The 24,477-nt window shown below is 67.4% G+C and carries 21 protein-coding genes; 16 read left to right on the top strand and 5 right to left on the bottom strand.

Annotated features, from left to right (window positions below):
- Positions 1–51 precede the first annotated feature (51 nt).
- From NWF34_RS04835 to NWF34_RS04780, 12 genes are all read left to right on the top strand, one after another.
- Complete coding sequence (locus tag NWF34_RS04835; RefSeq protein ID WP_096274441.1) at positions 52–1,098, top strand: amidohydrolase family protein; 1,047 nt, start codon at positions 52–54, stop codon at positions 1,096–1,098.
- Positions 1,095–1,895, top strand: coding sequence for an iron-sulfur cluster assembly protein (locus tag NWF34_RS04830; RefSeq protein WP_258324321.1), 801 nt, complete (start codon positions 1,095–1,097; stop codon positions 1,893–1,895). Before NWF34_RS04835 ends, NWF34_RS04830 begins: the two co-directional genes overlap by 4 nt.
- Before the next feature lie 3 nt (positions 1,896–1,898).
- Complete coding sequence (locus tag NWF34_RS04825) at positions 1,899–2,924, top strand: NAD(P)-dependent alcohol dehydrogenase (protein WP_258324320.1); 1,026 nt, start codon at positions 1,899–1,901, stop codon at positions 2,922–2,924.
- Between the two features lie 297 nt (positions 2,925–3,221).
- The gene (gene groL / locus NWF34_RS04820; RefSeq protein WP_258324319.1) at positions 3,222–4,874 is read left to right on the top strand and encodes a chaperonin GroEL; all 1,653 of its coding nucleotides are present in this window, start codon (positions 3,222–3,224) and stop codon (positions 4,872–4,874) included.
- Between the two features lie 241 nt (positions 4,875–5,115).
- On the top strand, positions 5,116–6,909 hold the full coding sequence (locus NWF34_RS04815) for a sigma-54-dependent Fis family transcriptional regulator (protein WP_258324318.1): 1,794 nt from the start codon (positions 5,116–5,118) through the stop codon (positions 6,907–6,909).
- Positions 6,910–7,228: 319 nt separating this feature from the next.
- Complete coding sequence (locus tag NWF34_RS04810) at positions 7,229–9,007, top strand: acyl-CoA dehydrogenase (RefSeq protein WP_258324317.1); 1,779 nt, start codon at positions 7,229–7,231, stop codon at positions 9,005–9,007.
- A gap of 67 nt (positions 9,008–9,074) precedes the next feature.
- The gene (locus NWF34_RS04805) at positions 9,075–9,836 is read left to right on the top strand and encodes an SDR family NAD(P)-dependent oxidoreductase (RefSeq protein WP_258324316.1); all 762 of its coding nucleotides are present in this window, start codon (positions 9,075–9,077) and stop codon (positions 9,834–9,836) included.
- Positions 9,837–9,889: 53 nt separating this feature from the next.
- Positions 9,890–10,408 carry a PH domain-containing protein gene (locus tag NWF34_RS04800; RefSeq protein ID WP_258324315.1) on the top strand — a complete coding sequence of 173 codons (519 nt, stop codon included), beginning with the start codon at positions 9,890–9,892 and terminating at the stop codon, positions 10,406–10,408.
- Positions 10,395–11,933, top strand: coding sequence for a PH domain-containing protein (locus NWF34_RS04795; RefSeq protein ID WP_258324314.1), 1,539 nt, complete (start codon positions 10,395–10,397; stop codon positions 11,931–11,933). The genes NWF34_RS04800 and NWF34_RS04795 overlap by 14 nt, the downstream gene beginning before the upstream one ends.
- A gap of 130 nt (positions 11,934–12,063) precedes the next feature.
- Entirely contained in the window at positions 12,064–13,905 is a 1,842-nt protein-coding gene (locus NWF34_RS04790) for an FAD-dependent oxidoreductase (RefSeq protein WP_258324313.1), read from the top strand.
- A gap of 23 nt (positions 13,906–13,928) precedes the next feature.
- Positions 13,929–14,546 carry a TetR/AcrR family transcriptional regulator gene (locus NWF34_RS04785; protein ID WP_096274460.1) on the top strand — a complete coding sequence of 206 codons (618 nt, stop codon included), beginning with the start codon at positions 13,929–13,931 and terminating at the stop codon, positions 14,544–14,546.
- 201 nt (positions 14,547–14,747) lie between these two features.
- Complete coding sequence (locus NWF34_RS04780; protein ID WP_375295622.1) at positions 14,748–15,569, top strand: DUF222 domain-containing protein; 822 nt, start codon at positions 14,748–14,750, stop codon at positions 15,567–15,569.
- Here NWF34_RS04780 and NWF34_RS04775 read toward each other — a convergent pair.
- On the bottom strand, positions 15,566–16,060 hold the full coding sequence (locus NWF34_RS04775; RefSeq protein ID WP_096274998.1) for an NUDIX domain-containing protein: 495 nt from the start codon (positions 16,058–16,060) through the stop codon (positions 15,566–15,568). The genes NWF34_RS04780 and NWF34_RS04775 overlap by 4 nt on opposite strands.
- Before the next feature lie 129 nt (positions 16,061–16,189).
- On the opposite strand from NWF34_RS04775, the gene NWF34_RS04770 reads away from it, so the two are divergent.
- From NWF34_RS04770 to rsgA, 4 genes are read left to right on the top strand one after another with little or no spacing between them, the layout of a single operon-like run.
- Positions 16,190–16,420 (top strand): hypothetical protein, encoded by a 231-nt coding sequence (locus tag NWF34_RS04770; RefSeq protein ID WP_096274999.1) that lies wholly within the window; start codon positions 16,190–16,192, stop codon positions 16,418–16,420.
- Complete coding sequence (locus tag NWF34_RS04765) at positions 16,421–16,804, top strand: VOC family protein (RefSeq protein ID WP_258324312.1); 384 nt, start codon at positions 16,421–16,423, stop codon at positions 16,802–16,804.
- A 57-nt stretch (positions 16,805–16,861) separates the two neighbouring features.
- Positions 16,862–18,139: a 3-phosphoshikimate 1-carboxyvinyltransferase gene (gene aroA, locus NWF34_RS04760; protein ID WP_258324311.1), complete on the top strand. Its 1,278-nt coding sequence runs from the start codon at positions 16,862–16,864 to the stop codon at positions 18,137–18,139.
- Entirely contained in the window at positions 18,136–19,179 is a 1,044-nt protein-coding gene (rsgA, locus tag NWF34_RS04755) for a ribosome small subunit-dependent GTPase A (protein WP_258324310.1), read from the top strand. The genes aroA and rsgA overlap by 4 nt, the downstream gene beginning before the upstream one ends.
- Here the strand turns inward: rsgA and NWF34_RS04750 are convergent.
- The 4 genes from NWF34_RS04750 to NWF34_RS04735 all read right to left on the bottom strand — a co-directional run bounded on the left by NWF34_RS04750 (position 19,133) and on the right by NWF34_RS04735 (position 24,410).
- Positions 19,133–20,329 (bottom strand): acyl-CoA desaturase, encoded by a 1,197-nt coding sequence (locus NWF34_RS04750; protein WP_258324309.1) that lies wholly within the window; start codon positions 20,327–20,329, stop codon positions 19,133–19,135. The genes rsgA and NWF34_RS04750 overlap by 47 nt on opposite strands.
- Positions 20,330–20,416: 87 nt before the next feature.
- Positions 20,417–21,751 (bottom strand): fatty acid desaturase, encoded by a 1,335-nt coding sequence (locus tag NWF34_RS04745; protein WP_258324308.1) that lies wholly within the window; start codon positions 21,749–21,751, stop codon positions 20,417–20,419.
- Positions 21,752–22,051: 300 nt separating this feature from the next.
- The gene (locus tag NWF34_RS04740; RefSeq protein WP_258324307.1) at positions 22,052–23,173 is read right to left on the bottom strand and encodes a GNAT family N-acetyltransferase; all 1,122 of its coding nucleotides are present in this window, start codon (positions 23,171–23,173) and stop codon (positions 22,052–22,054) included.
- A gap of 121 nt (positions 23,174–23,294) precedes the next feature.
- Positions 23,295–24,410, bottom strand: coding sequence for a ferredoxin reductase (locus tag NWF34_RS04735; protein ID WP_309148628.1), 1,116 nt, complete (start codon positions 24,408–24,410; stop codon positions 23,295–23,297).
- Positions 24,411–24,477 lie beyond the last annotated feature (67 nt).

Here is a 24,477-nt window from a genome sequence, read left to right as displayed (position 1 = left end):
TCATCACCATCCCCGCCCTCGAAACCAGCCCACGACACAAGGGAGTCATCGATGTACGAGAAGAATGGCGACAAGTACTTCATCGTCGACGCACACGTCCATCTCTGGGACGGCCGTGAATCCAACCAGCGCAACATCCACGGCAAGCAGTTCATCGATTGTTTCTACGACTACCACCGCAATCTCAGTCCGGAAGAGGAGGTCTGGGACTACGACACCTACACCTATTACGGTCCCGAACGCCTCATGAGCGACCTGTTCGAGAACGGCCCGGCCGACCATGCGATCTTCCAGGCGACGATCCTGAAAGACTTCTACGTCAACGGTTTCGCCCAGGTCGACGACTCGCTGAAGCTGTGCGAGGACAACCCCGGGCTGCTCACGTACAACCACGCCTACGACCCGCGCCACGGTGAAGCCGGTCTCGAGCAGCTCCGCAAGGACGCCGAGAACATGAATCTGAAGGGCGTGAAGCTCTACACCGCCGAATGGTTCGGCGACTCGCGGGGTTACAAGCTCGACGACGCGTGGTCACGCCGCTACCTCGAGGAGTGCCTCAAGCTCGGCATCAAGAACATCCACGTCCACAAGGGGCCGACCATCCGGCCGCTCGACCGGGACGCCTTCGACGTGGCCGACGTCGACAAGGTGGCCACCGACTACACGGATCTGAACTTCATCATCGAGCACGTCGGCCTGCCGCGTCTCGAGGACTTCTGCTGGATCGCCACGCAGGAGTCCAACGTCTTCGGCGGTCTGGCCGTGGCCATTCCGTTCATCCACACGCGGCCCCGCTACTTCGCGCAGATCATCGGTGAGCTCCTGTACTGGATCGGCGAGGACAAGATCCTCTTCGCCAGCGACTACGCCCTGTGGACGCCGCAGTGGCTGGTCGAGCGGTTCGTCGACTTCCAGATCCCGGAGGACATGACCGAATACGCCCCGATCACCGTCGAACAGAAGAAGAAGATCCTCGGCCTCAACGCGGCCGCCCTGTACCCGCACATCGAGGTTCCCGAGGAACTGAAGCTCCCGACCAGTGCGGCCGATCCGGAAGTCGAGGTGGCCGCCGGCGCGAAGGACGCGGTGACGGCATGACCGCGGTCGCACCTCTTCCCGGATATGTCGCCGGTACCGCGGTGGAACTCGAGCGCGACGTCCTCGCCGCACTCGACACCGTGCTCGATCCCGAACTCGACCAGCCCATCACCGGACTGAGGTTCGTGCGGTCGATCCTGATCGACGAGGCGGGTGTGACCGTCCACCTCCGGCTCCCGACGTCGTTCTGTTCGCCCAACTTCGCCTATCTGATGGGGTCGGATGCCCTCGACGCGCTCGAGGACGTCAACGGCATCGGTCAGGTCCGGGTGCTGCTGGACGATCATCACGACAGCGACAAGATCAACGCCGGCCTCGACGCCCGTGCCGGCTACAAGGGGACGTTCGGCGTCGAAGCACTCGATAGCCTCGACGAACTGCGCCTGACGTTCCAGCGCAAGGCCCACACGGCCGCGATGGAACGCGCCGTGGCCGCCGAGATCTCCGCGGGACGGGCCACGGTGGCCGAGGTGGATCGGCTGGCACTGCGCGATCTGCCACGCGGACACCACAAGTCGGCGCTGCTGCGACGACGCATGGAACTGGGCCTCAGCATCTGCCCCAACAGCCTCGTCGTCGTCGACGAGGAGGGGCACGCACTGCCGGCCGATCAGGTCCCCATGCGGTTGAGATTCGCGCGCTCCGTGCGTATCTCGATGGAGGGCAACAGCCACTTCTGCCGCGGCCTGCTCGCCACCCGCTACGCCGACGACGACGAATGCGACGGGGCCAGCGGCCCGGTCATCACCAATCTCCGCGAAACCCCTCGCGCACACCACCGAAGCGAACAGGAGTAAGCCATGCGCGCAGTCCAGGTCGTCGGCTATCACGACAAACTGCAACTCAACGAGGTCCCGGCACCCGAGATCACCGGACCCCACGACGTCATCGTCCGAATCGGCGGCGCCGGTGTGTGCCGCACCGATCTGCATATCCTCGAGGGTCAGTGGGAGGCGAAGAGCGGTGTCGCGCTTCCCTACACGATCGGTCACGAGAACGCCGGCTGGGTCGAGTCGATCGGTGACGCCGTCACCAACGTCGCCGTCGGCGACAAGGTGATTCTGCACCCGCTGATCACCTGCGGTCTCTGCCGGGCCTGCCGATTCGGCGACGACGTCCACTGCGAGAACAGCCAGTTCCCGGGTATCGACACCGACGGCGGTTATGCGGAGTTCCTCAAGACCACCGCCCGCAGCGTGGTGAAGATCGACGATTCCCTCGAACCCGCCGACGTGGCCGCACTCGCCGACGCCGGCCTGACCGCCTATCACGCGGCCGCCAAGGTCGCGCGGATGACCCGACCCGGCGACACGTGCGTGGTCATCGGCGCAGGCGGTCTGGGGCACATCGGAATCCAGGTGCTCTCCGCGATCTCCGCGCTGCGGATCGTCGTCGTCGACCGGAATCCGGATGCGGTCGAACTCGCGAAGGAGGTGGGCGCCGACATCGGCATCATCGCCGACGGAACACATGTGCAGCAGGTCCTCGACCTGACGGGCGGACACGGCGCCGAGGCCGTGCTCGACTTCGTCGGCGAGGGCGGGGCGACCGCCGAAGGGACCGCGATGCTGCGCCGCGCCGGCAGCTTCTTCGTGGTCGGCTACGGCGAGAACATCGACGTCCCCACCATCGACGTGATCTCCACCGAGATCAACTTCATCGGCAACCTGGTCGGTTCCTACAACGACCTCGGTGAGCTGATGGACCTCGCCGCCCGGGGAAAGGTGAAGCTGCACACCAGCACCTACGCCCTCACCGATTTCCAGCAGGCACTCGACGATCTCGACGCCGGTCGCGTACGCGGCCGCGCGATCCTCGTCCCCTGACCCTTCGAGGCTCGTCGCTATCGCTCCTCGCACCTCAGGGAGCAGAGGACGCGCGCTCCGCCGGCTGAGCCGGTACCGAGCGAAGCGAGGCACCCCCGCCGGCTGAGCCGGTACCGAGCGAAGCGAGGCCCCCCCCCGCCGGCTGAGCCGGTACCGAGCGAAGCGAGGCACCGCGTCGAAGCCCCACGCAGGCCGAACCCGCCCCTCGCACCGCAGCGAGCAGAAGGCACAACAGATTTCCCGCAGTACCCAGCCGAGAACATCAAGCCGAGAACACCACAGAAAGGCAGGACGACCATGGCCAAGGAGTTGCGCTACAACGCCGAAGCGCGACTGCGGCTCGAGCGAGGAGTGAACGCACTCGCCGACGCGGTCAAGGTGACATTGGGACCGAAGGGCCGCAACGCGGTCCTCGAGAAGCTCACCGGCCCACCGACCATCACCAACGACGGGGTGACGATCGCCCGGGAGATCCAGCTGCGGGACCCGTTCGCCAACATGGGCGCACAGCTGGTCAAGGAAGTGGCGATGAAGACCAACGGCGTCGTGGGTGACGGCACCACCACGGCAACCGTGCTGGCGCAGGCCATGGTTCGCGAAGGTCTGCGCGCGGTCGAACAGGGTGCCAACCCGATGCGCGTGCGCCGCGGGATCGAGCGTGCGATCAGCACGGTGATCGATGCGCTGTCGGAACAGTCCGTCTCGCTCGGCGGCCGTGGCGATCTCGAACGCATCGCGACCCTGGCCGCGAGTGACGACGAGGTCATCGGTTCGGCGATCGCCGCCGCGGTCGAGTACGTCGGCCGCAACGGCGTCATCACCACCGAGGAGAGCGACACCCTGGGACTGTCGGTGGACGTGGTCGACGGCATCGAGTTCGACCACGGCTACATCTCCGGGTACATGGTCACCAATCACGAACGGATGGAAGCGGTTCTCGACAATCCGGTGGTGTTGCTGACCAACAAGAAGATCACCTCGGTGCAGGAGATCATGCCGAGTATCGAGGCGGCCAAACGGGCCGACCGTCCGCTGGTCGTACTCGCCGAGGACGTCGACGGTCCCGCTCTGCAGCTGCTCGTCGGCGGCAACATGCACAAGACGATGCAGTCGGTGGTGGTTCGTGCGCCGGGATTCGGTCATCGCCGCGTCGCCGAACTCGAGGATCTCGCCGTCGCGCTCGGCGGTCATGTGATCGCCAAGGACACCGGCCTCGAACTGCATGAGGTCTCCCTCGAACATCTCGGCCAGTGCGACCGGATCACCGTCACCGAGGACGCCACCACGATCGTCGGTGCACGCGGCGACCAGACCCTCGTCGATGCGCGGGTCGCCCAACTCGAGGCGCAACACGCGCGCGCCCGGATCGACGCCGACCGGGACAGCCTGGAGCTGCGTATCGCACGGCTCACGGGCCGCGTGGCGGTGATCCGGGTGGGCGGCGTGACGAGCGTCGAACTCAAGGAACGCATGCTCCGTGTGGAGGATGCCCTGGCCGCAACGCGTGCCGCGGTCGAGGACGGCATCGTCTCCGGCGGTGGAACCGCACTTGCCCAGGCGCACCGGGCCCTCGACGTCCTCGGCGACGTAGGAGGTGACGAAGGAGCCGGCATCGACGTCGTCCGCAGGTCGATGGCCGAACCGCTGTTCTGGATCGCCACCAACGCCGGATTCGACGGCGAGGAAGTGGTCAAGGTCGTGAGTGGTCTTCCCCTCGGCCACGGATTCAATGCGATGACGGGCAACTACGGCGACATGTTCGACGAGGGCGTGATCGATCCGGCCAAGGTCACCAAGGCCGCGCTGGAGAGCGCCGCGTCGATCGCGGCGCTGCTGATCACCACCGAGACCGCGGTGGTCGAGGAGGTGTTGACGCACCCGGGCGCGATCGAGGCCCCCGGATTCGGTGATCTCGCCGAGGGGATGGTGCGGCCCTCCAACATCTACTAGTCCTCCCTCCCCCCAAGACCCCGGCGGGGACGTCGCCGCTGCAGCGGCGACGGGGGCCGGTCGCGATTGCGGATTCGTTCTCGGCGTCGATCGCGACCGGCCCACTTCCGCTGTCTGCGGACTCCTGACCAGGTATGACCCTGGTCGACACGACTGGTCGTTAACGCCCCATGACCAGCGCTTTGTCCGATACACTGCGGTGGACATGAGACCTACATCACAGTAGGGAGTTGCAGTCCCGGTGAAGCCCAAGCCAATTACAGCCCGCTCTCGTGAACCCATCGCCCACGTGGCCCGGGCTCGCGAGAAGTTCCTCAGTGCCGACGATTCCGCGGACGGTCGCCTCGACGACGCCGTCCGCGATGCGATCTCCACCTCGTGGCGCCGATCCCGGTCGTTCAAGGTCCAGGCCGACCGCCTGGAACTCCCGTTCGTGCGGGAGCCGAACACCGACAGCCCGCTGATGACCGCAGCCCAACCGGTCCTCGATCAGCTTGCCGCCGACCTGTCGTCCGAACCCGTGAGCATCATCCTCACCTCGCCGGACGGCGTCGTGCTCTCCCGCGCGGCCGGCAGCGGCGAACTCCTCGGCCGGCTCGACGAGGTGTCCCTCGCCCCCGGCTACAGCTACAGCGAGGAGCACGCCGGCACCAACGGGATCGGAACCGCGCTCGAGACCCGGCAGGCGACCCTCGTCACGGGTGCCGAACACTACGCCGGATGCCTCGCGCAGCTCAGTTGCGCCGGGGTGCCCATCCGAAATCCCTTCTCCGGCGGCGTCGTCGGTGCCCTCGACCTCACCGGGTGGGTCGAAGAGGGCGGTTCTCTCCTGCTGTCGCTGGCCAGGTCGGCGACCGTGCAGATCGAACAACAGATGCTCACCAACGCCAGTGAACGCGAATCCCGGCTTCTCTCCGCCTATCTCGCCACCTGCCGGCGCGCACCGCAGATGATGGTGCTCGCCCTCGCCGCCGACGTCGTGCTGATGAACCGGCGTCTCCGGCAGAGCATCGACCCACAGGATCAGGTGTCGATGCTCGAGCATGCCGTCGACCAGACCCTCGACATCGCCGCGGGTCGTCGGGTGAACACGCTGCCCAGCGGTCGCTCGGTACGACTCGCACCGGTCACCGAGTTCTCCGACGCCGACGCGGGTATCGCGATTTTCCATGTGCACCTGATGGATTCGGCAACCACACCACCGAAGCGCCAACCGGCGAAGGCCTCGGTGTTACCCGGGATCGTCGGGCGCAGTTCCTCGTGGCGGCAGGGATGCGAGCGCATCGCCCAGCATGTCGCGGCGGGTCAATGGATCGCGGTCTCGGGCGAACGCGGTTCCGGCCGGTCGGCGGTTCTGCGGGCGGCGGCGGGACAGTACCGACGCGGGACGACCCGGGTGTTCGCCGCCGAGGACTTCCAGGACACCGACACGATCGACGGCTTCGCCGCCGAGATCGACACGGACGGGTTCGCGATCATCCTGCGCGATGTCGACGAGTTCGACGACGACATGCTGTTCGACGTCGCCGAGGTGCTGCAGGGACGCGAGCACGCAGGCTGGCTGGGGATCACCCTCAGCACAAGCGACGCGATGCCGACGCTGGGCGCGACGCTCCTGCCGTTCTTCTCGCACACCATCGAGGTACCGCCGCTGCGCCATCGCATCGAGGACCTCCAGGTACTGGTGCCGACCATCCTCCGACAGCTCACGCGGGGACGGGAACTCGACGTCGCGCCGGACGCCATGCGGCAATTGAGCAAGTACACGTGGCCGGGAAACGTCGCGGAGCTACGCCAGGCGTTGCGCGACGTGGTGACCCACCATCGGTCGGGAACGATCGCCGCACAGCATCTTCCACCGACGTATCGCGCACAGAGCCGGCACACCCTCACGCGGATCGAGGCACTCGAACGGGATGCGATCGTGCGGAGCCTGGAGGAGAACGGCCAGAACAAGGTCGCGGCCGCGAACGCGCTCGGCATCTCGCGCGCGACGATCTATCGCAAGATCAAGGAATTCGGCATCGACGTCTAGCGGCCAGATCGGGAGGCCGGCAGATCGGGACGATGCCACCCCCGCCGAATGGCATCGTCCCCGGTGGGCCGCACGAGCACGGCATGACCGAAGTTGTTCACGATCGTGAATCCCGGATAGTCCAACATGTTCCGCGCACCGTGACAAGCAAAAGTGTCAAGGTGTGATGGTCGTAACAGCCGGCCGCGATCGCTGGATTCCGGCGCGGCCCGACCCCTCGACCGAGGGCCCGATACCGAGCGGACGATCGGCAGGGGCATGATGAACAAGTGCCCCGTGAGACGGGCACCACACAGCGGTCCGATCACGAGGAAGTGCGATGACCACACCCATGTCCCGGCGGGATCTCGAGTTCCTGCTGTACGAATGGCTCGATGTCGAGGCACTGACCTCACGGGACCGCTTCGCCGCGCATTCACGCGACACCTTCGACGCCGTCCTCGAACTCAGCGCCGACATCGCGATGAAATGCTTCGCTCCGGCCAACAAGATCGGCGACGCGAACGAGCCCTACATCGGCGAGGACGGCAAGGTCGTGCTCCCCGACGAGGTGGTGTCGGGGCTCGCCGAGTACCGGAAGGCCGGCCTCATCGCGGCCTCGTTCGACGAGGAGCTCGGCGGCATGCAGCTGCCCACCGTCATCCGGCAGGCGTCGGCGGTGTGGTTCCAGGCGGCCAACGCCGCCATGTCGTCGTACAACTTCCTCACGGTCGGCAACGCCAACCTGCTGGCGGAATACGCAACCGCCGAGCAGCGCGACACCTGGGTCCGGCCTCTCGTCGAGGGCCGCTTCTCCGGAACCATGTGCCTGTCCGAGCCGCAGGCGGGATCGTCGCTGGCCGACATCACGACCAAGGCCGAACCGGCCGGCGACGGCACCTACCGGATCACCGGGACCAAGATGTGGATCTCCGCCGGCGACCACGAACTGACCGAGAACATCGTGCATCTCGTGCTGGCGAAGGTTCCCGGCGGCGGGCCCGGCGTCAAGGGGATCTCGCTGTTCATCGTCCCGAAGTTCCTGCCCGACGGCACCCGCAACGACGTCGCCCTGGTCGGTCTCAACCACAAGATGGGTAACCGCGCGACCACCAATACGCTGCTCAACTTCGGCGACGGCACCTTCTCCCCCGACACGACGCCGGGCGCTGTCGGCTACCTGGTCGGCGAGGAGCACCGCGGCCTCTCCTACATGTTCCACATGATGAACGAGGCGCGGATCGGCGTCGGGTTCCTCGCCACCGCACTGGGTTACGCCGGCTATCAGGCGTCGCTGGAGTATGCGAAGGTCCGCACGCAGGGCCGGCCGGTCGACCAGAAGGACCCGTCGACCAAGCCGGTGCCGATCATCGAACACGCCGACGTCCGGCGGATGCTGCTGGCCCAGAAGTCCTATGTGGAAGGCGCACTCGCCTTCGAGCTGTATTGCAGTGTCCTCGTCGACCAGGCCGCGACGGCCGCGGACGCCGAGGAACGCGCGCGGATCGAGTTGTTGCTCGAGGTGCTGACCCCGATCGCCAAGAGCTGGCCGTCGCAGTGGTGCCTGGAGGCGAACAGCCTGGCGATCCAGGTCCACGGCGGATACGGCTACACCCGCGAGTTCGACGTCGAGCAGTACTACCGCGACAACCGGCTCAACCCCATCCACGAAGGGGCACACGGCATCCACGGCATCGACCTGCTGGGCCGCAAGGTGATCATGCAGGGCGGGGCCGGGCTGGCGCTGCTCGCCGAGACCATCGGCGCGACCGTCGCGCGCGCACTCGAGGTACCCGATGCGACGGCCCACGCCGAGGTGTTGCAGTCGACCGTCGACCGGCTCGTCAAGGTGACCGCGCACATCTGGTCGGCGGGCGATCCGAAGCTCTCCCTGGCCAACGCAACGCTTTATCTCGAGGCCACCGGTCACATCGTCATCGCCTGGATGTGGCTCGAGCAGCTGCTCGCCGCGGACGGCCGGACCGGTGACTTCTACGATGGCAAACGTGCTGCGGCCCAGTACTTCTTCCGGTATGAACTACCGAAGACCGGTCCGCAGCTCGATCTCCTGACCGCTCTGGACCGGACCACGCTCGACGTCGAACCGTCCTGGTTCTGACCTCACCACCACATCGACGCGGCGCCCGATGCGCCGCGTCACGTAAGAATATGCAAGGGAGACAACGATGTCCGTGATGGATCTGTTCGACACCACCGGCAAGGTGGTCATCGTGACCGGCGCTTCGTCGGGACTCGGTGTCTCCTTCGCCCGTGGCTTCGCCGAGGCCGGCGCCGACGTCGTGCTCGCCGCGCGTCGGGCCGAGAAACTCGCCGACACCGCCGCTGCCGTCGAGGCGCTGGGGCGCAAGGCGCTCGTCGTCCCCGCCGACGTCTCCGATCCCGAACAGTGCCAGCGCGTCGTCGACGCGGCGATGGAGACCTTCGGCAAGGTCGACGTCCTCATCAACAATGCCGGTGTCGGCACCGCGTACCCCGCCACCCGCGAGACCCCTCAGCAGTTCCGGGATGTCATCGACATCAACCTCAACGGCTCGTACTGGATGGCGCAGGCGTGTGGGCGGGTGATGCTGCCGGGCAGTGCGATCGTGAACATCTCGTCGATCCTCGGCATCACGACCGCCGGACTGCCGCAGGCTGCCTACGCCGCGAGCAAGGCCGGTGTCATCGGTCTCACCCGCGACCTCGCCCAGCAGTGGGGTACCCGCAAGGGCATCCGGGTCAACGCGATCGCACCCGGCTTCTTCGAGAGCGAGATGACCGACACCTACAAGCCCGGCTACCTCGACTCCCAGATGCCGCGGGTCGTCTTGGGCCGCACCGGCCACGGCGAGGAGCTGGCCGCCACCGCGATCTGGCTGTCGTCTGCGGCAGCCGGGTACGTCACCGGCCAGACCCTCGCCGTCGACGGTGGCGTGACGATCACCTAGACCGGGCACGCGATTGCGGCGCTCGACGGCCATGCGGCTCTAGACTGGCCGCAATGGAATCCGTACCCGCTCCTGACAATCCGTTGCATCCCACCCTGCGCGAACCGGTCAACCAGGTCGACCCCCGGGCCAAGACACTGTGGCGCATCGGACCCCTGATCCTGGGCGTCCCGGCCACCGTCGCGGCGATCGTGGTCGCGGTCGTCGTGGCCGACGCACGATGGGGCGCAGCGCTCGCCGCAATCGCGCTCGCGGTGCTGACCGTGTTCTACACGACGGTGGTCCCGTTGTGGCGGTATCGCTTTCACCGCTGGGAGGTCAGCGAGGACGCGGTGTACGCGCAGTCCGGCTGGTTCGTCCGGCACCGGGTGATCATCCCGATCGCACGTATTCAGGTCGTCGACACCGAGGCCGGACCGATCGAGCAGTTGCTGAGGCTGGCGAAGCTGACCGTGACCACCGCCTCGTCGGCGGGCACGATCCACATCGCCGGCCTCGACGCCGAGCTGGCCCGCGCGACCGCATCCGACCTCACCATCCGCACGCAGGCGTTCACCGATGACGCAACCTGATCCGCAGCCCGGCCCCGAGTCGCCACCGACCCCGGTGCCGGGCCTGCACATCGACGCCCCCGACGAGTGGCATCGCCTGTCGCCGTGGATGATGGCGGTGACCCCGGTCGAACAACTCCCCTCGCTGGTGCCGATCCTCATCGCACTGGTCTTCGCGGGTCAGGGCGCGCCGTTGATCACACTGATCGCGACGATCGTGATCGTGCCGCTGGTGACCGTCGTACCGTGGCTGACGACGCACTACCAGGTGACCGACGAACACGTCCGGGTCCGTAGCGGACTGGTCACCAAGAAGGTCGCCACTGCCCGGCGCGACCGGATCCGAAGCGTCGACCTCACCGCGTCCCTCGTCCACCGGGTGCTGAACCTGCAGAAGGTCACCATCGGAACCGGCGGCGACGAACAGGCGTCGCAGGTCAAACTCCGCGCCGTCACCCTCCCCGAAGCGCGCGCACTCCACGACGACCTGATGCCGACGGCAGGAGCCCGACCGGCTGCAGCGGCGTCGAATTCGCCGGCCTCTCCCGACACACCGGCGGCGGCACCCGAGGTGCTGACGCGATTCCAGAACGCCTGGCTGCGGTACTCACCGTTCTCCCTCGGCGGTCTCGCGATCGCCGCCGCGGTCGGCGGCATCGGACTCCAGATCGCGAACGACGCAGGCATGTTCGACGAAGGGGTCGGGCTGGCGCGCGACGCGTTCCACAGCCTGCGGTCGATCCCGCTCGCGCTCATCATCGCCGTGGGCGTGGTGGCGGTGATCCTCGTGGGCGCCGTCCTGTCGGTGATCGGATATGTCCTGAGCTACTGGGATTTCCGGCTCACCCGACATCCCGACGGAACGCTGCGCACCGAACGCGGACTCCTCACGACCACCGCGATCAGTTTCGACGAGAAGCGCATCCGCGGCAGCCATCTCACCGAACCCGTCCTGATGCGCCCATTTCGAGGCGCTCGTCTGCAGGCGATCGCCACCGGGGCAACCAAACACCCGCTCCTGCTCCCGCCCGCTCCGATCGACGAGGCGATGCGGGTGGCCGATCTGGTCACCCACGAACGTTCCGAACTCACCGCATCGCTGACCGGGCACGGCCGCGTCGCCTACCTCCGGCGGCTCAACCGCGGGTTCCTCGCGGGTCTGGTGATCCTCGTCGGTATCACCGTCCCGGTCGTCACCGGCGCGATCCCGGTCGGCTGGATCGCGGTGGGTGTGCTCGCGCTCGCCGGGTCGATCGGCCTCGGCGCGGTCCGGGCGCGGCACCTCGGCCACCGCCTCACCTCGTCGTCGGTCGTCATCGCACCCCCGACCGTCGCCCGACAGCGGATCGTCATCGACCGTGACGGCGTCATCGGCTGGGCGAGCAGAGCGTCGGTCTTTCAGCGTCGCGCCGGGGTCAGCACGCTGATCCTCGCAACGGCCGCCGGTTCCGAGCACTACTCGCTGGTGGACGTGGACGATCCGACCGCCGCGGCGATCACCGGCGAGGTGTCGCCGGACTGGGTGGCACCGTTCCTTCGCTCCTGACCCGACCGACGACCTGGACGACTGACCGAGACGTTCTCGGAAATCCGTCCGACGGCGCCAACCGCTGTGGTAGACATCACACCAGATGAGTCAGCACTGACTGTTCTGGGGTCGATGGAGGGTCGGACACATGTCGGATGACCAGCAATCAAGGGTGAGCGATTCCGGTGACGGGACCGCCCGGGAGGGCTTCTCCCGCCGCACGGTCCTGCGGGGATCGGCAGCCGCGGCCGTGCTCGCCGGCACCGCTACGGCACTCCCACACGCGCACGTGCCATCGGCTCGGGCAGTGCCGCGCCACGGGCGCGGCCGCGACGTCGCCGTCTTCGGCGGCGGGATGTCCGGTCTCGCCGCCGCGCACGAGCTCGTCGAGCGCGGCTTCGCGGTCACCGTCTACGAGCCCGCACACCTCGGTGGGAAAGCCCGCAGCCACGACGTGCCGGGCACCGCGAGCGGCGGCCGCCTGGCGCTGCCCGGCGAGCACGGATTCCGCTTCTTCCCCAGCTGCTATCAGCACGTTCCGGAAATGATGGAACGAATCCCCGCGGGCCGCAGCAGCGTTCGCGAACGACACCTGATCAGCGTCGAATCGGCGACGATCGCCTTCGACGAATCCGGCTACGCACCGACCACGGCGCCCGCCTCACTCCTGGGTTTCGTCGACCACGCACCCGAGATCGTCACCCTGGACAACCTACGCAACGCCATGATGACCGGACTGAAGTTCGTCGTCGACGTCCCCCTCACCGAACTCGCCTACTTCGTGTCGCGGGAGCTGGTGATCGCGACGAGCTGCACCGAACGCCGGATCGGTCAGTGGGAGAACCAGTCCTGGATGCAGTTCGTGAAGGCGAAGGGCAAATCGCGCTCCTACCAGCGTTACCTCGTCGGTGCCCTCACCCGCGCCCTGGTGGCCGCGAAACCCGACTCGGCGTCGGCCCGTACGATCGGCCAGATCGGCCTGGCCCTCACCACCGCCGCCAGCGGCCTGATCCCGCAGTACCAGTCCGGGCTGGTCATCGGTGACGTCGACCGTATTCTCAACCGGCCCACCAACCATGCGTGGATCGACCCGTGGGTCGCCTATCTCCGGAGTCGAGGCGTCCGATTCGCGATGGGGGCGGGTCTGGCGCAGCTGAACGTCGCCCGTGGCCGGATCACCGGTGCGCGGCTGACCACCGGCTCGACGGTCGAATCCGATTGGTACGTCGCAGCCATGCCGATCGACCGGCTCAAGCCGCTGCTGTCGCCCGAGCTGGTCTCCGCGGACCCGACGCTCGCGGGCATCCACCAGCTCCAGGACGACTGGATGGTGGGCATCCAGTACTTCCTGTCGAGGCGATCGGAGTTGCCACCGGGGCACATCGCCGCGCTCGGGACCCCGTGGGCGCTGACGGGCCTGTACCAAGCGCCGCCCTGGAAGGTCGACTTCTCCCGCAAGTACGGCGACGGTCGCGTGAAAGACTGCCTGTCCATCGACATCTCGGAGTGGGAGAAGCCCGGGATCCTGTACGGAAAGCCTGCGAAGCAGTGCACCAAGCAGGAGATCGCCCGGGAGGTGTGGGCGCAGATGAGCCGGGCGATGAACGCCGGTGGACGAAAGATCCTGAACTCCGCGGACATCGTGACATGGTCGCTCGATCCCGGGATCACGTGGTCGCCGAACATCGCCAACGCGACCCCGCTGATGGTCAACACCGCCGGGTCGTATGCGAACCGGCCGAACGCGCACACCAGGATCCCGAACCTGTTCATCGGCGGCGACCACGTCCGCAGCAACATCGACCTGGCAACGATGGAGGGCGCCAACGAATCCGGTCGTCGGGTCACCAACGCGATCATCGCCGCGGCCGACAGTCCCGCGAAGAATGCGACGCTCTTTCCCCTGTGGGAGCTGCCGATGCTCGACCCCCTCAAACAAATCGACCGCGACCGCTACCGCGCCGGCCTCCCGCACATCCTCGACGTGTGAGCCGTGCGATCTAGGATGCGGAGGTGACCACCTCACCCGGTGGCGCACGCCCCGCCGTCCAGCAACGCAGTGGCGTGACGCGTACCCGCATCCTCGACGCAGCGATCCGCGTGCTCGTCGAGCGCGGCTACTCCGGTGCCAGCACGGTCGCCATCCAGAACGAGGCCGGCATGAGTCGCGGCCGGCTCCTGCACCACTACCCGTCGCGGGATGCACTGCTGATGGCCGCGGTCGGGCACCTCGCCCGCACCCGGATCGAGGAACTCCCCAGTCGGGTGGACTGGCCCGACGACCCGATCGCCCGCATCTCGCTCGCCACCGACGTCGGGTGGTCGACGTTCCATCAGCCGTACTTCGTGGCGTCGATGGAACTGTGGGTCGCCGCCCGGACCAACGAGAACCTGCGCACCGCGTTGCTGCCGACCGAACGCGAGATCGGCAAGACCGTGCGCGAGGCGGTCGCCGGGTTCCTCGGGCCGGAACTGACGGCGTCGCCGCGGTACGCAGACCTCTACCCGATCCTGTTCACGAGCATGCGCGGTGCCGCGACGACCTACCTCATCGATCGACGCGACCCGCGCACCGACCCGCACCTGCCGCTGTGGAAGGACATGATCCGGGTGTACCTGGTGGACAAGTGAGGCCCCGCCCTCCTGCTGACCGAGGACCGTATCGAGGTCCCGCTTGACCATTTCCTTCCCGCCTATTGAGCTCAATAGGCGGGAAGGAAACCGATAAGCGGGAGCTTCTACTACCGAAAGTCGTTGTCACCAGGACGATCCGCACGATTGCACGTCGGGCAGGATTGTCGGTGGCTGATCGTATGGTGTTGGTCATGGATCGTGGACGCGCACCTGGCCGAAGCGATCCTGTCACGTGAACCCCTGTCCACCACGCGATTCACCGCCCTGGTCGACCAGGTCGTGCACAAGCACGCACCGGATGCGGTACGCCGACGCAACGACCACGCCACCCGCGACCGCGGTGTGACGATCCGCCCGGACCGATTCCAGCCCGGCCGGTCACGCACCACCGGCCACCTACCCCACACCGACGCCGCCGCACTCAACGCACAGCTGACCGCGATCGCCACCACCGCCCACCCCGGTGACGGGCGCACCATCGACCAACGCCGCGCCGACGCCCTCCTCGCCTTGGCTCACGGGCAACGAGCCCTGGACTGCCTCTGCCCGGACTGCACGCCCGAACCCGCTGAGCAGGAGCTCGACGCCCGCGAGCCCGGCGACGCGCCCACCGAGCGCGACGTACCGGAGCCCGCCGACAAGGTGAGCGCCGACAGGGTGAGCGCCGAAAAGAGTAGCGCCACCTACGCATCCGCCGACGCGCCCGAAACCCCCGACCGCGGCGGGAAGACCAGCGAACGCAACCTCAAACCGTTGTGCCGGTTCCACCATCGCATCAAGACCTTCGGGAGGTGGCGCGACCACCAGGACGACTACCTCGCCGTATTGTTCGAAGCACCCACCGGCCACACATATCTGGGCAACGCGTTCACCGGACGTGACCTCTTCGGTGCCCTGACGCCCCGGAAACCACCCGATCACCCGGCCCGGCAACGACTCGCAGACGAGCGGGCCGCCCGCACCACAACTCATCGTCGACAACTCGACGAGTGGGACACAGCCAACCCGCCGCCCTTCTAAAAGGGGACAGGCGGGAGTGCCTCGAGCAACCGGTCGACGAACGCCGCCTGCGCCGGGTTGAGTTTCTTCCGTGCGGTCTCCGGGTCGAACCACTCGGCGCGGTCGATCTCGGGGAACGACTGCATCCGCCCCGACCGCGGGGGCCAGGCCATCTCGAAGGTGTTGCTGATGACCGTCGACACGTCGAGATCACCTTCGACGGCGAACCCGATCACGATCTTCCCGCTCTTGAGTTTCACCTCGCCGAGTTCGATGTGCGGGCCGTCGGGCACCGGGGTGCCGACCTCCTCGAGGTACTCGCGTCGGGCTGCCTCCCATTCCGGTTCGTCCGGGTCGATCAAGCCCTTGGGGATGGACCACGATCCCTCGTCGGGCTTGCGGGCCCAGATCGGACCGCCGGGATAGGCGAGGAGCACCTCGACGCCCTGATCGGAGTCGGTCCGGCGGAACAGCAGGATTCCTGCGCTGCGGCGAGTGGTGGAAGCGGTCACCCACACATCATCGCGGAAACGCGTCAGATGTCGTCGAACGTCTCGGCGGGCGGCACGATCGGCGACATCTGCCGACGCATCGCTCGCTCCGAGCATCCTGGGCCGTCGAATGGGCATATCGTTGTGGACATGGCCTCCAGACTCGACCCCGAGGAATCGGGCCCCGACGAACACATCGTCGATCCCGACGTCCCGCATGAATGGCCGCACGCCTCGGCCTTCGCCTTCGGTGATTCGACGCCGATCGGCGAGACCGATCGCCTGGCACGTGAACGCGCCGCGTACGAGGCGGCCGGACACGCCGATTACAACCGTGGCCACGCGGTGGGCGGGTCCGACGGAAGCACCGAGGGGCAGTAGATGGAGGTCTTGTCCAGCCGAGTACTCCTGCTCTCGGCAGATCCCGAACGACTGCAGGCCTTCTACCGTGACCAGTTGGGTCTCCCGATCCACCGCGAGTACCCCGGCGGCATCGTGTTCTTCGCCGGCAACGGACTCATCGAGATCTCGTCGCACATGAAGACCGACGCACCCGACCCGTCGAGCAACGCGGCGCTCTGGTTGCAGGTCCGCGACGCCGAGGCCACCGAGAAGCAGTTCCGCGACCGCGGCGTGAGCGTCACACGCGAGCCGCGAACCGAACCGTGGGGCCTGATCGAGATGCATGCCGAGGACCCCGACGGACGCCGGATCATCGTCGTGGAGATCCCCGCCGATCACCCGTTGCGCAAGGACACCCGCTAGTCGGACGGCCTCGGCGGTGGTGAAACCGGCAGGACCGGGCATGACAAACTGGTTCGCATGAGTTCCTGGAACGCGCCCACCTGCGCGAGCGGCCCGAACGCCGGTCTGAACGCCACCGTCGAGCTGCCCGGTTCCAAGTCCATCACCAATCGCGCGCTCGTCCTGGCCGCGCTCGCCGACGGCCCGTCGACCGTCCGTGGAACCCTCCGCAGCCGCGACACCAACCTCATGCTGGATGCTCTGGCGGCGCTCGGTGTGCAGGTGCGCGTCGATCCTGCTGCCGAGACCACCGTCTCCCTCTCCCCCGGGCCGCTGCACGCAGCCGACATCGACTGCGGCCTCGCCGGAACGGTCATGCGGTTCCTGCCGCCGCTGGGTGCGCTGGCCACCGGCCGGGTGCGCTTCGACGGAGACCCGCAGGCCCGCGTCCGGCCCCAGACCACGATCCTCGACGCCCTGCGCGGTCTCGGGGTCGCCATCGAGGGTGACCGCCTGCCCTTCACCATCGACGGCACCGGCCGGGTGCGAGGCGGCGAGGTCACCATCGACGCGTCCGGGTCGTCGCAGTTCGTGTCGGGTCTGTTGCTGTCGGCCGCCCGGTTCGACGAGGGACTGGTCATCCGCCACGTCGGGCCGCCCGTCCCGTCGACACCGCACATCGACATGACGGTCGACATGCTGGCGACCGCGGGCGTCGAGGTCGACACCTCCGAGGCCGATGTCTGGCGCGTGTCCCCCGGTGCGATCCGGGCCGTCGGCTGGACCGTCGAACCCGACCTCTCGAACGCCGCGGCGTTCCTGGCCGCGGCCGCGGTGACCGGCGGAGAGGTCCGCGTGCCGTACTGGCCGGCGGTCACCACGCAGCCCGGTGCACGTATCGCCGACGTGCTGGCCGCGATGGGCTGCACCGTCGAGCACCTCGAGGGCACGCTGACCGTCCGCGGTCCCGCGGTGCTGAAGGCGGTGAACCTCGACCTGCGCGACATCGGCGAACTGACCCCGACCATCGCCGCCCTGTGTGCCCTCGCCGACGGCGAATCCGAACTGCGCGGCATCGCCCATCTGCGCGGCCATGAGACCAACCGGTTGGCCGCCCTCACCACCGAGATCACCCGGCTCGGCGGGATCTGCGCCGAGACCGAGGACGGGCTCCGGATCACCGGGACGACGCTGCACGGCGGGACCTGGGAGTCCTACGCCGACCACCGCATGGCCACCGCCGGCGCGATCGTCGGACTCGTCACGCCCGATGTCGTGGTCGACGACATCGAGACGACGAGCAAGACCCTGCCCGACTTCCCCGGTATGTGGCAGCAGATGATCGGTCGCCCTTGAGCCGCCGCGCGGCGAGCTACGACGAATCCGATGTCCGGGTTCGTCCGGGAAAAGGCACGCGTCCGCGCACCAAACAACGTCCGTCCCACGACGATGCCGAGCAGGGCATGGTCGTGTCGGTGGATCGCGGCCGGTGGGGTGTCGTCCTCGGCGGCGATCCGGACCGTCGCGTCGTGACGATGCGGGCCCGAGAGCTCGGCCGGACTCCAATCGTCGTCGGCGACGACGTGTCGGTGGTCGGCGACCTCTCCGGGAAGCCGGACACCCTGGCGCGGATCGTACGTGTCGCCGAGCGTCGAAGTGTGTTGCGGCGCACCGCAGATGACTCCGACCCGTATGAGCGGATCGTGGTGGCCAACGCCGATCAGTTGTTGATCGTCACCGCGATGGCCGACCCGCCGCCGCGCACGGGGTTCGTCGAACGAGCACTGGCGGCGGCCTACGTCGGCGGCCTGTCCCCCATCCTGTGCCTGACCAAATCCGACCTCGCCGATCCGACCGAGTTCACCGCCGCCTTCGCCGACCTCGACCTACCCGTCATCCGCGCCGGACGCGACGACCCCATCGACGACATCCTCGACGCGCTGCGCGGGCACATCACCGCCTTCATCGGACACTCCGGCGTCGGAAAATCGACGCTCGTGAATCGCCTTGTGCCCGACGCATATCGAGCGACGGGGGTGGTCTCCGGTGTCGGCAAGGGACGCCACACCTCGACCCAGTCGGTGGCGCTTCCGCTACCCGGGACGGGCATCCCGCGCGGCTGGGTCGTCGACACCCCCGGCATCCGATCCTTCGGACTCGCGCATGTCGGTCCCGACGACATCATCGCGGCGTTCGACGATCTCCGCGACGCCATCGAGGAATGCCCCAGGGGCTGTACGCATCTCGGCCCGCCGGCAGATCCCGAATGCCGGCTCGACGACCTCGAGGGGCACTCCTACCGGCGCGGCATGGCCGTCCGGCACCTACTGGCGGCCGTCAGCGGAACACTCAGCGACGACGACGCCGTGCCCGCAGCTGACGAATCGCCGTCTTGAGCCCGGTCGACCTCGGCATCCCGGCAAAACGCTTCTCCGACGCGGTTTCCGGGGCGTCGTCGGCGGTCGCGCGCAGGAACCGATCGGGCAGCGCCAGCTTGTTGATCGTGCGGAGCGTCTGGAAGTACTGCACCGCAAGCGAACCCGTGGTGTAGGGCAGGTCGTACTTGTCGCACAGCGCCCGCACCCGTTCGGCGATGTCGGCGTAGCGGTTGCTCGGCAGATCCGGATAGAGATGGTGCTCGATCTGGTAGCAGAGGTTGCCACTGAGGAACGCCATCGCCGGCCCGGCGTCGAAGTTCGCCGTGCCGAGCATCTGCCGCAGATACCACTGACCCTGGGTCTCGTCCTCGAGCGACTCGACCGTGAACTTCTCTGCGCCGTCCGGGAAGTGGCCGCAGAAGATGACCACATAGGCCCACAGGTTGCGGATCAGGTTCGCGGTGAGGTTGGCCGTCAGCGTGTGCTTGAAGTTGGGTCCGGTCAGCGCGGGGAACAGGACGTAGTCCTTGGCGACCTGCTTCGCGATCTTGCGGCCGAACTCTTTGATCTGCGGGATCGCGACCTCTTTGGGCTTCTCGCCCGCGATGACCTCTTTGAGGCCGATGTCGTGCAGGCCGATCCCCCACTCGAAGGTCGCAGCCAGCATCACGTTGAAGAACGGCTGGAAGAGGCGTCGCGCCTCCCACGGCTCGTCGCGGGTGACGCGGAGGATCTTGTAACCCACGTCGTGATCCATCCCGACCACGTTCGTGTACTTGTGATGGATGTAGTTGTGGGAGTGCTTCCAGTGCGGCGACGCGCACACCATGTCCCATTCCCAGGTGGTCGAGTGGACCTCCGGGTCGTTCATCCAGTCCCACTGCCCGTGCATCACGTTGTGCCCGAGCTCCATGTTCTCGATGATCTTCGAGAGCGCGAGCGCCCCGGTCCCGAGGAGCCACAGCGGCCGCGACCGACTGCCGAGCAGAGCTACTCGGCCGGTCACCTCGAGGGCGCGGTGCGCCAGGATCGTGCGACGCAGGTACTTGACGTCCCGCATCCCCCGGTCCGTCTCGATCTCGCGGCGGAGGGCATCGAGTTCGGCACCCAGCGCCTCCACATCGGCGTCCGTCAGATGCGCGTACTCGTTGATGTCAGTGATCGCCATTGCGTCCCATTATGCCGACGTTGTCGAATCCGTGCCCGGGCGCGGTCGGGCGGACGCCCGACGCGCCCCCCGACCACGATCCGAGGATCAGGCCGCAGCCTCGTCGTCGTCGCGCGTCGCACGCAGCGGCGTCACGACGGCTCGACTTCCACGGCCGGCGCGCCGCCGCTCGCGCAGACCCGCGATGGCCGATCGCAGTCCGCGACGGGTGCCGGTCTGTTCGTCGATGGTCGCCTGCAGCCGAGCACCTTCTGGGAGCCCCTGCTTGAAGCGCCGCTCCGACGCCGTCTCCGGCGCATCGTCGGCCGTCGCCTTCAGGTACTTGTTCGGCAGCGACAGCTTGGCGATGGTGCGCCACGTCTTGGCGTACTGCACCGGGAACGGCCCGGAGGTGTACGGCAGGTCGTACTTGTCGCACAGCGCCCGGACGCGCACCGCGATCTCGGCGTACCGGTTACTCGGCAGATCCGGGAAGATGTGGTGCTCGATCTGGTACGACAGGTTGCCGCTCATGAACGCCAGCACGAAACCGGCGTCGAAGTTGGCGCTGCCGAGCATCTGACGCAGGTACCACTCGGCCTGGGTCTCGTTGTCGACGTCCTGCTTGGTGAACTTCTCCGCACCGTCGGGGAAGTGCCCGCAGAAGATGACCGCGTTGCTCCACACGTTGCGGATCACGTTGCCCAGGGCGGTCGCAGTGGCCGCCTTGCGGTAGGCGTTGACGTATCCCACCTTGTGTCCGGTGGTGGCGGCCACGAGCGCCGGGTAGGCGAGATAGTCCTTGGCGACCTGCTTGCCGACCTTCGACAGCACGTCGGCGACGTCGCGCTTGTACTGTTCCTTCTCCTCGGGCGTCCGGCGCTTCTTGCCGAGTTCGAGGTGCTGCACGGCGACTCCGTACTGGAACGCCAGCGCCAGGATCGTGTTGTAGACGAGGTTGCCGTAGTTGAACGGCCGCCAGCGCTGGTCACGCGTGACGCGCAGCAGGCCGTAGCCCACATCGTCATCCATGCCGAGCACGTTGGTGTACTTGTGATGGATGTAGTTGTGGGTGTGCTTCCAGTGCGCCGACGGGTCGGTGTTGTCCCACTCCCATGTGGTGCTGTGGACCTCGGGATCGTTCATCCAGTCCCACTGCCCGTGCATCACGTTGTGGCCGAGCTCCATGTTCTCGACGATCTTCGCCACTCCGAGTGCAGCGGCACCGGCCCACCAGGCCGACTTCTTGGTCGACCCGAACAGCAGGGCGCGTCCGGTCAGCTCCAGCCCGCGCTGGAAGCGGATCGTGTTCCGCAGGTACCGGGCGTCCCGCTCGCCGCGGCTGGCCTCGATGTCGGCGCGGATCGCATCGAGCTCCGCGCCGAGTGCTTCGACGTCGGCTTCGGACAGATGCGCGTATTCGGGGATGTCGGTGATAGCCATACGTGTGGTCCCTTCGCCGGGTGGGTGGCTGCGCTGGTGTCGGCGTCGACAACCGGTGCGGCTCATGCCTGGGTTCCAAACCCTACGTTTCCGTAACTTACGCAAGCGTAGGTTACGTGTCGCGTGTGTGTCCAGCGATGTGACGTAGCAAGGGCACGGATTTGCGCGGCGAGGGTTTCGACGGGGCTCAACCAGCAGACCAGCCGGGCTCAAACAGCAGACCAGCCGGGCTCAACCAGCAGACCAGCCGGGCTCAACCAGCAGACCAACGGGGCTCGACCAGCAGATGAAACGGGACTCTCAGTCCGTGGACGAGGCCTCGCGGTAGTCGTCGACGAACAGCTCGAAGCCGATGAGGTCCTCGAAGACACCGTCGGAGCGGGCGGCCAGCTTCTGCCTGCTGACCTCGCGGAAACCGGCCGCGCGGGCGAGTTTCTTGCTGCCCTCGTTGCTGTCGGCGGCGAACAGCGTCAACCGCCGGAACCCCAGCTTCTCGAAGGCATAGCGCACGGACGCCGGGAACGCCTCTCCCAGAACACCCTGACCGCGTGCCTCGGGATGCGTGTAGAAGCCGGCCTCGGCACCGGTGACCTCGTCGATGTGCAGCAGGGTGATGTCACCGAGGTAGTCGTCGGTCTCCAGGTCGGCGACCGCCCAGGTGCAGGTGAGGCCCTGCGCCGCGGTCCACCACTTGCGCAGACGTTCCGCCGCGGCGTGCTCGAGTTCCAGCGGGTCGGGTCGTGCGAAAAGGTATCTGCGGGAGACCGGGTCGTCGAGGGTTTCGCGGATGCGCGGATCATCGTGTTCGGCGAGGGGCCGGAGACGGAACCGCTCGGTCTCGAAGACGTCGGTGCGCCATTCCGTCTTCGGTTTCCGCACATCGTCGGCACGCAGTGAGCCGACCCACGCGTCACGAATGTGTCCGCGGACCTCGATCCCGTCGGGCACCGCGGCGTCGAGACGGAACCCGCAGGAGTGCGCGACGCGCAGGGCGTCGATGTTGCCCGCGACCGTGGTCCAGCGGACGACCTCCTTGCCCGCCTCGGTGAAGGCGTAGTCGACCGCCAGGAGGACCGCGCGTTTCATCACGCCCCAGCCACGGGCGTCGGGGTGGAGGTCGTAACTCAGCCTGCTGAGCGGACCCTCCCCCTCGAGGTCGACGGTGCCGACGAACCGGCCGTCGAACTCGACGGCCCACAACATCCGGGAACCCTCCGCCCAGGATCGGGGCGCATAGTCGAGGGCGAACCTCTCGGCGGCGGCGCGACTGTAGGGCGCCGGGACGGGTGTCCACCGCATCATGGCCGGATCAGCCGCGAGCTCGACCATGCGATCGAGATCTCGGGGCTCATGAGGCCGCAGTGTCACCCCGCCGTCGGTGAGAACGGGGACGTTTTCGGGAATCGGGACCGCGGCTTTCACCGGTCAGCCCCCAGACCGAACTGGACGCTGAGCTCGACGGGACCCATCACTGTGACCACGCACGTTCCCGAGCGTACCGTCTGTTCCCGAGGCGTCGCCGGGTCACAGACGAAGAAGGTGGTCAGACGTCCAGCGTGCAGTCTCCGGCAGCGGCACTGATGCACGTCTGGATGCGTTCGCCCTCGACATGTTCGACGCCGGAACGGAGATCGCGCACGCAGCCCTTGTCGAGCATCACCACGCAGCTCTGGCAGATCCCCATCCGGCAACCGAACGGCATGATCGCGCCCGCGGCCTCGCCGGCCTCGAGAAGAGTGGTGGCGCCGTCGACAGCCGCGGTCTTGCCGGACCGGCCGAAGGTCACCGTCCCGCCCTGCGCACCCACCACACCGCGTTCGAGGGCGAACCGTTCGATGTGCAAGCGGTCGGCCAGGTCGGCGTCGGAGTAGAGGTGATGCAGACCGTCGAGGAAACCTGCGGGGCCACACGCCCAGGTCTGGCGCTCACGCCAGTCCGGGCACAGGGCCGGCAGCACCTCAGGGGTGATCTTGCCTGCCGTGCGGGTGTACTGCACGTGCAGGTCGACGAGACCCGAAGACGCCATCTCCTCGAGTTCGTCGGCGAAGAGCAGGTCGGCCTCGGTGGGTGTCGAGTGGATCAGGCGGATGTCGGTGTTCTGCTTGCGCTGTTTGACGGTGCGCAGCATCGAGATGATCGGCGTGAGTCCGCTGCCTGCGGTGGCGAACAGGATCTTCTCCGGCAGCGGGTCGGGCAGGACGAACTCACCGCGCGGCGCGGCGAGGCGCACCACGGTGCCCGGCGTCAGGCCGTTCACGAGGTGGGTTGACAGGAAACCCTCCGGCATCGCCTTCACGGTGATCGCGATGGTCTTGTCGTTCGCCGACGTATCGGGGGTCGAGGTGAGCGAATACGAGCGCCACGTCCATCGGCCCTCCATGAGCACGCCGATCCCGACGTACTGTCCCGGCGCGTAGTCGAACGAGAATCCCCAGCCCGGACGAATCCGGATGGTCGCGGTGTCCTCGGTCTCCCGGATCACCGAGATGACCTTGCCGCGCAGCTCGCGCGCCGACCACAACGGGTTGGCGAGATGAAGGTAGTCGTCGGGCAGCAACGGCGTGGTGATGCGGGTGACCGCCGCACGGACCCACTGGGCACCGCGACTACGCGCCGCGACCCCGGCCACCGGTTCTTCGAATCGCTCGAGCAGACCCAACCCACACACCGCCTTCGACGTCAGGAACACTGCGATGACACTCTAACCTACGCAACCGTAGGTTAGC

Source organism: Gordonia sp. GONU (genome assembly GCF_024733855.1).
Taxonomy (GTDB): domain Bacteria; phylum Actinomycetota; class Actinomycetes; order Mycobacteriales; family Mycobacteriaceae; genus Gordonia; species Gordonia amicalis.
Note: the sequence above shows the minus strand (reverse complement) of the source record. Positions and strands in the feature narration are given on the sequence as shown.

Bases quoted from the DNA above. Each gene is read 5' to 3' on its own strand.
- NWF34_RS04770 (WP_096274999.1), top strand. From the start codon at position 16,190: ATGGCCTCCAGACTCGACCCCGAGGAATCGGGCCCCGACGAACACATC.
- NWF34_RS04765 (WP_258324312.1), top strand. From the start codon at position 16,421: ATGGAGGTCTTGTCCAGCCGAGTACTCCTGCTCTCGGCAGATCCCGAA.
- aroA (WP_258324311.1), top strand. From the start codon at position 16,862: ATGAGTTCCTGGAACGCGCCCACCTGCGCGAGCGGCCCGAACGCCGGT.
- NWF34_RS04830 (WP_258324321.1), top strand. From the start codon at position 1,095: ATGACCGCGGTCGCACCTCTTCCCGGATATGTCGCCGGTACCGCGGTG.
- NWF34_RS04795 (WP_258324314.1), top strand. From the start codon at position 10,395: ATGACGCAACCTGATCCGCAGCCCGGCCCCGAGTCGCCACCGACCCCG.
- NWF34_RS04790 (WP_258324313.1), top strand. From the start codon at position 12,064: ATGTCGGATGACCAGCAATCAAGGGTGAGCGATTCCGGTGACGGGACC.
- NWF34_RS04745 (WP_258324308.1), bottom strand. From the start codon at position 21,751: ATGGCTATCACCGACATCCCCGAATACGCGCATCTGTCCGAAGCCGAC.
- NWF34_RS04825 (WP_258324320.1), top strand. From the start codon at position 1,899: ATGCGCGCAGTCCAGGTCGTCGGCTATCACGACAAACTGCAACTCAAC.
- NWF34_RS04810 (WP_258324317.1), top strand. From the start codon at position 7,229: ATGACCACACCCATGTCCCGGCGGGATCTCGAGTTCCTGCTGTACGAA.
- NWF34_RS04750 (WP_258324309.1), bottom strand. From the start codon at position 20,329: ATGGCGATCACTGACATCAACGAGTACGCGCATCTGACGGACGCCGAT.
- groL (WP_258324319.1), top strand. From the start codon at position 3,222: ATGGCCAAGGAGTTGCGCTACAACGCCGAAGCGCGACTGCGGCTCGAG.
- NWF34_RS04800 (WP_258324315.1), top strand. From the start codon at position 9,890: ATGGAATCCGTACCCGCTCCTGACAATCCGTTGCATCCCACCCTGCGC.
- NWF34_RS04835 (WP_096274441.1), top strand. From the start codon at position 52: ATGTACGAGAAGAATGGCGACAAGTACTTCATCGTCGACGCACACGTC.
- NWF34_RS04805 (WP_258324316.1), top strand. From the start codon at position 9,075: ATGTCCGTGATGGATCTGTTCGACACCACCGGCAAGGTGGTCATCGTG.